We start from the raw sequence: 11,729 nt of genomic DNA, 5'->3' as shown, positions 1-11,729 counted from the left end.
TCTATAAAACAATAAGCAAAAAAATAACCTAATAAATCAACCAAAAAAACTTTATGCATCATAAATTTGAAAATAAAAATCATCTTAAACGATGATTTTTATTTCGTGTATTAATTAAAAAACTGTATTCATTGTATTTTTTATTAATTCTTCGATATATTCCTTATTTGAATTATTAGCCGATATGATCTCATTATTATTCACAACAACTGAATTACTTGGAACATCTTTTGTAACTATAGCACCAGCGCCAATGGTAACATTATCCCCCACTTTGACATCACCTATAATCATTGAGTTTGCGCCCATAATAACTCAATCACCTATTTGTGTTTTATTCGCACTTTCTTTTTTGCTTATAATTTGAACTTGTTGATAAATCAAGCAATTTTTACCAATGTTGGATGTTCTTATATGAATACCATGACACCCATGAAGGAACATTGTACCTTCTCCAATAATTGCTGTTGAGCTGATGAATGCAGCTGCTTTGTTTGTTCACTTCATTTGTAGTCCGAGGTAAACATTCTTTAAAAAACTTTTTTTAGCATTCATAAGTTTTTTATGATATTTTATTATTTTCTTAGTGTTATTAAGTTCTGTCTTGAATAAAACCTGACCCATTCTAAGAATTACGCTCATTTTTTAAAACCTCATTTCTTTTAGATTGTTTCCTAATTTTATTTTTTACAACTCATTTATATAATGTTTCTTTAATTCCTTTGTAGTCTTTATTTTGAACTAAATTACTAAATGCAATTTTTCAATCTTCAAGTGTTTGCAAGTCTATATTATTCATTATTGAATTTTCTCTATCTATCGTGTATTCAATTAAATATTTATTAATAAATTCTTCTCTACCATTGGAAGAATACATCCTTCCAAACATATCCATATCTTCCATTTTAAAGTGTTCCTTAAATTTTGGTTTTCCAAATTTCTCTATATTAATACCACAAGATCACCCAAAGGCAATTTTAAAATAATTCCTTTCAATGATAGAAGGTTTGAATGTTTTTTCTTACGTTCTATACATAAATTTATACCTGATTAACATAGCGTTAGAGTTACTTGCTATTTTCTTCTTGATTTCAATAGCAAAATCTTTAGTAATAACATCATCTGGATCAACGTGAAAATACCATTTAGTACTCATGTTATCAATTCCTGTGTTCAGGGCACCACCAAGACCTTTATTTTTTTTATGATTAATTAACCTCATATTTATTTTATCTTTAACAAACTTATTAATTAATGCTTCTGAATTATCAGTTGATTTATCATTAACAAAAATAACCTCTACATCATCAGAGATATTTTTCATAGAATCAAAGAAACGCTTGCTAAATTCTTCGATGTTATAAGCTGGTATTATTAATGAGAATTTATACATAATGTATAATAATTATAACTTAAAATAAAAAAGAACTCTTTAGAAAAGTTTTTTTTATTTTATTCATTAATTTTTAGTTTCTCCCTAATATGATCATCATAAATTTTACCACTTAAATATTCCTTTTGAGCTTGTGATAGACCCTCATGTCATTTACCAATCTCCGCAAGTGTTGGTTGAAATGAAATCATGAAGCAAATCAATACACTCAATAAAATAAAGTCAAAAATAATTTCTGTGTAAATATATATTTTCTTTGATTCTGCGATTTTTTTGTTCGTTTGCAATACAAATCCAATAATCATAGGTGTTATTCATGATGCTGTGGTAACACCACTTTTCAATAACCTAACATATACATAACTTGGAGTTATCTTGACAAATGATAGAAATAAAATCCCTGAAAAACAAACGAATACAAAAGAAATTAATAGCAATGGAGTCAAGATTTTATTTGATGTTCAAATAATTATTAAATTTAAAATAGCGGTTGTTGTGACAAAAGTTCATAAATTAATTTTATCTGTCTTGAAAATATAAAATATATTACCCCCACCTAAATAGTAATTATCCACATTATTGTAAATAAGAATGTAAGAAAACGCTATTGAGATCATGATAATGGTCATAACTATTTTAGCTATTAAGATTTGTTTCTCGGTTTTTATTGCAACCTTTTCAACATATTTGTCTATTTTTATTGAAAAATCTCCCTTTAAAATTAATACTCCGATGATTGATAATGCAAATAGAAATAATCCAATATCCATAAAGTAAGTGTTTAAACTTTTAGCAATCACAATTGAAATAACTATAGCCAATATTCAAGTAGCGATATAAACAAGATTAGATTTTAAACTTATTGTTTTCTCTCTTAAAACAGAAAAAATTATAAATAATGGCGTAAAAGTTAAAACCCCTATTCCGGTATAAGTTGCTGAATACATCGCCGCAACCATTGCAAAAGATGAAGCCATTTTTTCTCCTTTTAAACAATAAAGGATAGCTGCACCCATAAAAAGAGGACCTCAAAATATGCTACCGTAAAGTAAGTAATTACTTAATCTATTTATATAGAATATAGTTAATACCCCCAAAATCATAAATAATCTAAATCTTTTAAAATCTAAAATTAAAATAGAAAGTAAAGTTGCAATAATAATAGGTACAAGACAATCGACAAATACTGGGACATTGACCATACTCATTCATTTATAAACACCAAGAAATTGATAAATAGAAAGTTTTGAATACATTGAGTAATTAACATCCATACCTGCGTTGGTTTTGCCTGATACGGAGTTCACTAAAGGCAAGTACATCCTATAATCTGGACCCACTCAAATGTTGGTCGGCCTTAGCATAAAGAATAATGAAATAATAATAGTTACAGGAATTATAAATAATATCTTCTTTCCTCATTCTTTATATTTTTTTTCGATAATCACCCTTTGAATCCCAAAAGGTATCGGTACAATAAATAAAATCAGTAGAACACTTATTGAATAAATACCACTAACATGCATAGAAGCAGCCATTGAAGTAAGGATTGTATATGTTACAAAAATAACTAAAAATGCAAAAAAGTGAGGAATTCTTTTTTTAGAAATTGTATTTATTGATAATACTGAAAAGATTAACAACAATGGGAATATAATAAACATTATTTACCTTCTTTCTTCATCTTTATTCTATGTATTTTCGCAAATATTAATGAATATATTATAATCATAATCCAAAAAACGATAATACTATAAAGAATAAGGTTTCAAACATTCATTTTAAAAGCAAATTCAAATGTTATTATTATCATCACTATTATTTGAATAATAATCAATAGGAGCATGCTTACCCTAGATTTTAAACTCTTATTATCGAGAAACCTTTGACTATATACAAAGAAATCAATCGTTCTATAACAAAAGGAAATAACAGTTGCAATTAAAACTCCATATATATTTAAAAACCACACAAGTATTAATGATAAAACGATGTTGATTGTGGCTTCGATAATGGCTCTTCATTTCGTTTCATTAAAATGCCCATTAACATTAACAAGTATAGATGAAGGTATTCTCAATGTGTTTAGAATTAGAATTATAGAGATCAATAAACTGATTTTATAAGAAAAATACCCGTTTATATTATTTGTATTAAATAATAAATTTGTATAATGCGGTAACAATAAAAATAACACCATCGTTGAAAAAGAAATTCAAATTATAGATTTTTTTTCAAATGCAAGAAATCTATCGACATTAAAATCTTCACCATTATTTTCTAAACCAATTTGATTTTCAAAAGAAGAAATAAGCATCGAAATCATTGTTAATGCAAAATTAGATAACATCAAATATGATGAGTAAATTGATATTAATATCAATGCTTCTTTTGAGCCAGCGTGATTGGAATAAATCGCCAATACTATTTCATCCGTAGAAAATACAATTAAAGTTGCAACTTGATGAACCAATGATCCCATTGCTTTTTTCTTGAATTGTTTTTCTAATGCTTTATCAATGTTTATTATTTTAATTCATTTGTTTTTTCTTTTTGTATATATCGTTATTAATATACCTGAAAAAACAACTTTAGCATTAATCAGCGCAACATACATAATGAAGTGATTTTGCCCATGAAACTTCCACATCATCGGCAATACAAAAGCCATAGTAGCTATATTTATAAGCAATAACGATCCAGTGACTATAAATTTATTATTTTGCGCAGTTAATAAGAGTGAGTACTTTCCTGAAACAAAATATGAAAATGATACACCAATCCCAATAAACATAACAATAATCATCAATTTTCACAAAGGAAAACCTACCACACCGCCATTTGAAAAAAGCATTAACGGCAATAAACAAGAGAGGATTAATAAAATTATTAAATAAACACCCCCAAATATCTTCATTCACTTATTTGCAATTGAAAATATTGCATTTGATTTTTCTGTTTCTTTTCTAGCTATGGGACCATAAAGAAAGAACACCAACGTTAAACCAATTGTTCCCTGTGCTAAATTTGCATAAGAAACAATAGAAGTTGCAACTCTTATAAAACCATTGACTTCATCCATAAAGAATTGTATTGTGAATCTTATGAATAAAAAAGTCATTATTGATGTTACAAATGTTGAAATTACACCAATCAATATATTCATTTTTGATTTTTGTGACAATGTTAATTTTGATACCATAATTTTATTGAATTATAGCATATGATTAATTAATAATTAATATGTAGTATAATTAATAAACTTAAAGGAGGAATTGTGATTAGTGTAATAGTGCCCATGTATAATGTCAGTAATTTTGTTGAGGAGTGTTTACAATCCTTGGTCAACCAAACCTTAAATAAACAAGAATTTGAAGTTATAATCGTAAATGATTGTTCTACTGATAACTCAAGAGAATTAGCTCTTAAATTCATTAAAGAGAATGAAAATTTTAGACTTATTGACAATGAGGTTAATGTTGGGTTGAGTCAGGCAAGAAATATTGGTTTAAAAAATATGAACAAAGAAAGTACACAATTCTTTTTTATTGATTCTGATGATTATGTAAGTGAAAATTATTTAGAAAAATTATCTTCAGGAGACGGGAAACTTCATTTTGCAACTTTAGTTAAAAAGATAGGTAATAATTATCGTAATGTTGAAATGAATAAATGACTATTCTTAGAAAGCAATACACCCATCAGATCAAGTGTCTTTCTAACACCTTGATATGATAGGAATTCTTTTTTCAGTGAAGATATTAGATATTATGAGGATTTCTATTTTGCGATAAAAAATTCTTATAAAATGAAATCAGAATTGCATGATGATGTATTTTATTACTATAGGATTAACCCTGATTCAATAACCCAAAGTGGAATGAACGATAATAAATTAAATGATTTCTTATCAGAAACTTTAAAAACATATAAATTAAGTTTGACATTTGATAAAGTGGACTCAGAAGACATACAAAGATGAATATCCGATTTGTGAATTGAGCAATTAATATCATTAAAGGGCTTCAGAAAAAAAATAAAAAATTTTTTTAAATCGAATCGAATTAAAATTTCTTCCAGAGGGTTATCTTTCAAAAGAAAGATTATGTTCTTCTTTATAAAAATTAAATGCGAATCTTTACTTTTTTCTTTAATTGTATTTTTAGCAAAAATAACAAAGAAATTCAGATAAAAAACAATATTAAATAACATAGATAAAAACTACGTTCTTTTGAGTGTAGTTTTTTATTTAAAAATACAAAATAGAACGAAGGTAAATACCTAATTATAGAAGAATAAAATAATTAAAAAGCACCAACCAAAGTTGATGCTTACGTAATTTTAAATACAAATTTATTCATGCCCTTTCCATTCTACGGGTTTCTTTCAATTTTCTCCATATTCCCTAACTATAATGTCCATATGGTTTTTGGTAATAAATATTTTTCCATTTCCAAATTTAACACTTTCCGAACTACAAAAATCTTTTTCTAAAGTTAAATTACTCTTATGTCACCTTGGATTAGCTACTTGAGAAACAAATTCGGAATCATTAGATCTCATTTTGTTAATCACTCCTTTTGTTGGGTTTTTACTTATAAAAGTGAAGTGTGAAATTATTTTTAAAATAAAACCTGCGAGGATATCCTTTCTAAATTTCATTTTTAATATTTCTTTAAATGTTTTCTGCTTGAAAATTGACAGATAAATTTTAACTTTTGTAAACTTACTTAATTTTTGCTTGACATTATAAAATATAAATAAATCTATGTGCAAATCTCTATTTTCTTCTTTGAAATTAAAGGCGCCAACTTCTTCGTTGTATATACTTTCTATACCTAATTCTTTCTTTAATTTTGGTATAAGATTTATAAATTTTTGATAATGTTTCTCAGGAATTGCAATATCAATATCATCATCCCATGGTATTATCCCACCATCTCTAATAGCTCCTAAAAGTGTCCCCCCAACTGCAAAAGACTTTAAATCATTTTCCATAAAAAAGGAGTTCAATTTAAAAAAATCCTTATAAAGTTGTTCAATTTTATTATTATTACTATTCATATTAAAATATTAACATTTTTATTGCTATTGATTAATATAAAACACTTCTTTTTTTCACAAGTGCTATAATAATTGCATGAATAAAAAAGTTGCTATTATAATACCTTGTTATAACATAACCAATTTACCTTTAACAAGATTTGAAAAAGTCCACGATTTATTAAGGATTAACAAATTAATTGATGTTATTTTTGTTAATGATGGTTCCACAGATGGAACAAAGGATTTTTTAGAAAAAACATTTTCAGGTGTAGAAAACGTCCTTATTGTCCATCAAGAAAATAAAGGGTTATCAGGGGCACGATTAACCGGTTTAAAAAATGTTAATAAAAATGTCTCACACATAATTTTCAAAGATGCTGATGATGATTTAAGTTCAAATATTGATTCTGAATTTAAGAAATTATCTCCTGATGAATTTGGATATTTTAAAAAGATTAACTATTTAAATGGTAAAGAAGTTACTTCTTGAAATCAAAAAGACAAACAGAATCTTGCGGATATTTATACAACTAAAAACTCAGCTTGTTTAGGTATTCTGCCTGTAGATTTAGCATTAAAAATGCCTTTCGAAAAAATTTTATTTGAAGATGTTCAATTTATAAAATGAGCTTATGAAAATACTTTAAAAATAAAAACTAAAAAAATTGATATGGAAATTTTTATTTTCTATGAAATTAATTCTCTTTCAAGAACAAGTAATAAAGAGATGATTTTGGATAAATCACTAAAATGTCACTTTTCCTGAAATAAACTTTGAAATAAAATAAAGGATGAAAAACTAATTTCGAAGCGCGATTATAAGTTTTTAGTAATTAAATGTTTAACGGAAATAACAACGATAGGAAATGAAATTCATAAATCCGATGTTAAAAAAGTAGTCGTTGAGACAATGAAATTAAAAAACGAGAAATTCACCAAAAGAACATCTTCATTAAAATTACCTTTTTCCTATAGAATTTTTTATATCTTTTTGAAATTAAGATTATATTTCTTATGTTCTTTAATTTTAAATCATAAAAACTAATCAAAAAAATACTTCAAACCAAGGGGAATAGTCCACACTACAAAGGAGTGCGGATTTTTACACCTTAAATTCAATTAAAAAACGGCGAACAAATAATGTGATTTAAAATTAAAAAAGCACTAACAAATGTTGGTGCTTTTAATCTAGAATGTAGATTTTGTTTTTCTTAATTTTTTTTAATTATTTTCTTCAATGAAGCTTGCTCATTTGTTAGCTATAACTAAACACTCTTTTGCTTTAGTGATTGCTGGAGGTTGAATTATTCTTTTGAATGCTTCTCCCTTTGGATTTTCAATGTTTCTATTAATTCATTTTTTAAATTGCTTATTAATTTTCAATCTATTTAATTCTTTAGATGAAAGTAATTCAAGTTTTTCATTGTTGATACCCGTTTCAGTAATCTTTGCAATAATATCAAAGTATTTTTTAAGCATATCATCTTGTCTTTTTGATCAAGATTCATATTTCTTAATTTGTTGAGGTAATAATGCATTACTTAAATTGTTTTCAAGGATGAATTTAATTATTCATTGATCTTCAATTGATGTAATAACACTTTTGTTTAATGAAGACATGAACATTCTTTTTATTTCAGTTGGAAGATTCTGTAATATTCTAATAATATTTTCTTCACCAATTGTAAAGTTAAATGTTTTATTATCGTTTAATGCAAAGATTGCATTTGCAATTTCGATATTCTCAAACACAAGCGGTCTCCTATTAACGATATTGTTAATCATATTAAGATTTTTACTTGCATATTTATTAATCAAGTCAAGAACTAAACTATTTGTTAATGAATCTACAAGTTTATTATTTAAGAATGCAGCTTCTAAAATTCTATCCTTGTATTCATTGGTAATAATTTCTTTTTCTTGTCAAACTTTTTCATAGAATAAAGGTGTTTTATCTCAAACTAGCAAGTGTGTTGATTTAAAGTGCTTATCTTTTATTGAAATAGTGATGACACCATCTTTAGCACCTTCTTTTCAACCATTATAAAGAACTTCTTCTGCAAAGATTTCTTTCAACGCTTCTTTTGTAAGAACTTTACAATCGATATCCTCTTCAGTAACTTGTGGTTCATTAAATTCTTTTGCATCGAATGCAGTTTTCTTTAATTGTCTAGCTATTTGATTGTAAGCTTCGTGCTTAGTTTCAATCATCACTCCATCAATTTCAATTTGACCATTGAATCTAAAGTCTATTCCTACATTAATAAACTCTACCTTCCCTTCAGGATATCCTTCAGATACATTCTTAAGTCTTTTTACTCCACCATCAGCTTGAAGGTGTTGTGAAACAAATCTTCTTAGGTTATCAGGCATAGTGATTAGGTCACCATTAACTTTGATTACTCCAAGATCTTCATAAACATCCATAACAAATTTTTGATCTTCTAATTCAATCATTGCTTCTTCTTCAAAAACTCTTTTTAAGAAGTCCTTATTTTTGTAAGAATTGAATGTTGTGTTTCTGTTGAAACCTTTCATCATCGAACTGAATCTTCTTTCTATGAATGTAGCAAGATCCCCAATAAGACCAACCTCTTCTAAAAGAGTTTTGAGTTGAACATTAGGTTGTTTCATTATTAACGCAATAACTTCCCTTGTAAGCGGATCTAATGATGCACCTATTTCATATGTGTAATTGAATGTTGTTTGCATCCTTTTAGTTTTGTATAAGTATTTAATCATTGTCCACCTCCGGTTTAATAAATGAGTCGTTTTCTTTTGCGTACTCAATCATTTCCGCTAGGTAAGCTCTTGGTTCACATTCTGGCACTTCATACATAATTGAAGATAGTTTATTTTCACTACCAATAACAATTAGTAAGTCTCTCGCTCTTGAGATAGAAACATTAAGACGTCTAAAGTCACTAATAAACCCTTTACTTCCAGAGTTATCAGCAACAACAGTTGAAAGAATTACAATGTCAGCTTGATCTCCTTGGAATGCATCAACAGTATTAACTTTGAATGATTGGAATTGTTCTCTCATCATGTGCGTGTTTATACTTTTTTGAATTTGTTCTGTTTGAGCACCATAAGTTGTTATAACTGCTACCGAATATTTCTTAGGATCATCTAGTGTTCCTAGTAGTTTTTCAAGTGTTTCATTTATGATATCAATTTCACGTAAGTTATATCTTGAATTTGAAGGTCCAGTAAATGCTTCTTTTGAACCTGAAGCTGAAATAAATGTAAATGGTTTGAATGCTGGTTCACCCTTGTATTTAATAACAGATTCTGTCTGTCTACCGATTTCAAGTTTATTGTTATAGAACATAGCATATTGTCTAGCGATTGGCTCTACAGAACGATAGTTAATATTTAACATAACTGCTCTTTTTCTTTTTCTCATATCTTCGTATTTGTTTTCGAAGATTGAAAGACTTATGTATTTGGCAATAATGTCTTCATTTTCTTTTTTAAAGTCACTGCCGAAAGTACTTCAATTGATTTCTGACATTGGGTCAAGTTGTTTTTGATCCCCAATGAAGATAACTTTTTTAGCCATTGTTGTAAACCTTATTATTTCAGGAACATTTGACTTAGAAATTTCATCAATAATCAAAACATCAAGATGCTTCAATCAATCTTTTCATCTCTTATTTTCAATAGCTGAAGATGTTGTTGTTGAACCTACAACTCTAAAGTCTCTAGGTGCATGAATCTCTTTGATGTTTGGAATATCCATACCATTAAGATTTCAACCTGTGATATCTTCAATCTTCTTACTAATTTGTTCACCAATTTGTTCTTCGGAATATAAACTCTTGTTTCTATATTCAACTTTTATAGGTAAATATGGAAATTCTTTGTTCTTGTGTAGTTTGTCTAGTACGTTTTCTACTGCTACGTTTGTTTGAGAGGCTATTAGAACCTTTTTTTTGTTAGAAGCATAAAAGTCCACTAACTTTTCAATTAAGTGCGTCTTACCAGTCCCTGGAGGACCTTGAACAAAAGCAACAGGTGTATTGTCTGAACAGATTTTAAATGCTTTTCTTTGTGATTCATTTAAATTAGTTGTTTTTGCGAATTGTTTAGCTTTAAAATCAGGAATTCATTTTTGTAAAGGTTTGATGTTATCTCATCTTCCTTTATTAAATAAGTATTGGAAAACTTCATTATTACTTACTGTATCGTTTTCAATGTCAGTAACAACTTTTAAGATTGTTCTATTTTTGATTGTACTTGCAACATTAATGATGTGTAAGTGTGATTTATTTAAAGAAGTATGTCTTCCATCAATCATGATTTTAAACGATGGTCTTCTTGTAATTGATTCAGCTATAGCAAAGTCAAGAGGAGAGACTCCAGAGTAATCGCCAGTTGCGATAAATTTCTTTCTATCACTCATTGGTAATTGACCTTTTGATTTAATAACATCTTTAATTGTTACACCAACATTTTTAACTCCAGTTACTTCAATAACCATAACTGTAATTTCATGTGAAAGGTATTGTCTATCAACATGCTTAACATCTTTTTGTTCAACATATCTTTTTCTTCCTAAGTGTCTAATGAAACTTAATTTTCTTTTATCTCTTTCTTTTGATATTGAGTTATCAACTAAGAATCCATTAATTAATCTTATTTTATTGGTTGGAATGTCCATAGAAGTAACTTCCTCTTCTTTAGATAAAATCTCTGAATAAACACTAAGTGCTTTTACGATATTGTGATCTGATAAATCTGCATTTATCTTATCTGATTGATCCATGATTTGTTTTATGTTAAATGAGTATTGTTCTTCAGTTGCAGTTTCTCTATCTATTTCAACTTCAATACCTTCGAATGATTCTGATTCATTGATATGTCCAAAAAACGACAATAATACACCTGTTTTTGTTTCTGGTGAGTAAGATAAATTCCCCCCTAAAGTAAGGAACTTTTTATTTATCTTGAAAGAGATAATGACGTTATTAACACCTTCATTTAACTCTTCGTTTGCGGAACTCTTTTTAGTTACCAACCCAATATTAGATGCCAACATCGCTCTTCCTGTTGGATTACCATTGAATTTTTCTATCAATTCTTGCATTTCTGGCTTAATTCTTTTTGTAAAATTCTTATTTAAAATTATCTTATTTAAATATATCTTCATCTGTCCTGCTTTCCTGTTATTCGTAGTCTTTAAATGATTCTATTCATTTGCAATCTGTCTAATTATTTTATTAAGGTATAAAGTATTTCTATCAATCACGCGTTTTTTAAATCTAACTAACTTTAATTAACTTTA

At 27.3% G+C, this 11,729-nt stretch carries 10 protein-coding genes; 2 read left to right on the top strand and 8 right to left on the bottom strand.

Features of this window, described 5'->3' with window-relative positions:
- Nucleotides 1-114 precede the first annotated feature (114 nt).
- The 5 genes from ACOMC1_RS01705 to ACOMC1_RS01685 form a co-directional block, all read right to left on the bottom strand.
- Nucleotides 115-642 (bottom strand): hypothetical protein, encoded by a 528-nt coding sequence (locus ACOMC1_RS01705; RefSeq protein ID WP_420330922.1) that lies wholly within the window; start codon nt 640-642, stop codon nt 115-117.
- Complete coding sequence (locus ACOMC1_RS01700) at nt 626-904, bottom strand: hypothetical protein (RefSeq protein WP_420330921.1); 279 nt, start codon at nt 902-904, stop codon at nt 626-628. The genes ACOMC1_RS01705 and ACOMC1_RS01700 overlap by 17 nt, the downstream gene beginning before the upstream one ends.
- A gap of 117 nt (nt 905-1,021) precedes the next feature.
- Nucleotides 1,022-1,393 (bottom strand): glycosyltransferase family 2 protein, encoded by a 372-nt coding sequence (locus ACOMC1_RS01695; RefSeq protein WP_420330920.1) that lies wholly within the window; start codon nt 1,391-1,393, stop codon nt 1,022-1,024.
- Nucleotides 1,394-1,452: 59 nt separating this feature from the next.
- Nucleotides 1,453-3,057, bottom strand: coding sequence for a hypothetical protein (locus ACOMC1_RS01690; RefSeq protein WP_420330919.1), 1,605 nt, complete (start codon nt 3,055-3,057; stop codon nt 1,453-1,455).
- The gene (locus tag ACOMC1_RS01685) at nt 3,057-4,475 is read right to left on the bottom strand and encodes a polysaccharide biosynthesis C-terminal domain-containing protein (protein ID WP_420330918.1); all 1,419 of its coding nucleotides are present in this window, start codon (nt 4,473-4,475) and stop codon (nt 3,057-3,059) included. Before ACOMC1_RS01685 ends, ACOMC1_RS01690 begins: the two co-directional genes overlap by 1 nt.
- A gap of 195 nt (nt 4,476-4,670) precedes the next feature.
- On the opposite strand from ACOMC1_RS01685, the gene ACOMC1_RS01680 reads away from it, so the two are divergent.
- Nucleotides 4,671-5,585, top strand: coding sequence for a glycosyltransferase family 2 protein (locus ACOMC1_RS01680; RefSeq protein WP_420330917.1), 915 nt, complete (start codon nt 4,671-4,673; stop codon nt 5,583-5,585).
- A 161-nt stretch (nt 5,586-5,746) separates the two neighbouring features.
- Here ACOMC1_RS01680 and ACOMC1_RS01675 read toward each other — a convergent pair whose 3' ends face one another.
- A complete protein-coding gene (locus ACOMC1_RS01675) occupies nt 5,747-6,457 on the bottom strand; it encodes a LicD family protein (protein ID WP_420330916.1) in 711 nt (236 codons plus the stop codon).
- 76 nt (nt 6,458-6,533) lie between these two features.
- Between ACOMC1_RS01675 and ACOMC1_RS01670 the strand changes: the two genes are divergently transcribed.
- Complete coding sequence (locus tag ACOMC1_RS01670) at nt 6,534-7,484, top strand: glycosyltransferase family 2 protein (RefSeq protein ID WP_420330915.1); 951 nt, start codon at nt 6,534-6,536, stop codon at nt 7,482-7,484.
- 176 nt (nt 7,485-7,660) lie between these two features.
- On the opposite strand, the gene ACOMC1_RS01665 is transcribed toward ACOMC1_RS01670, so the two are convergent.
- Together ACOMC1_RS01665 and ACOMC1_RS01660 are read right to left on the bottom strand one after the other, a co-directional pair.
- Nucleotides 7,661-9,181, bottom strand: a complete 1,521-nt coding sequence (locus ACOMC1_RS01665) for a hypothetical protein (RefSeq protein ID WP_420330914.1) — start codon at nt 9,179-9,181, stop codon at nt 7,661-7,663.
- On the bottom strand, nt 9,174-11,594 hold the full coding sequence (locus ACOMC1_RS01660) for a DEAD/DEAH box helicase (protein ID WP_420330913.1): 2,421 nt from the start codon (nt 11,592-11,594) through the stop codon (nt 9,174-9,176). The genes ACOMC1_RS01665 and ACOMC1_RS01660 overlap by 8 nt, the downstream gene beginning before the upstream one ends.
- Nucleotides 11,595-11,729: the final 135 nt, after the last annotated feature.

It is taken from the genome of Mycoplasma todarodis (genome assembly GCF_965212735.1).
GTDB classification, from domain to species: Bacteria; Bacillota_I; Bacilli_A; order Mycoplasmatales; family Metamycoplasmataceae; genus Mycoplasma_K; species Mycoplasma_K todarodis_A.
The sequence above is the reverse complement of the archived record's forward strand: the minus strand, read 5'-3'. Positions and strand labels throughout refer to the sequence as shown.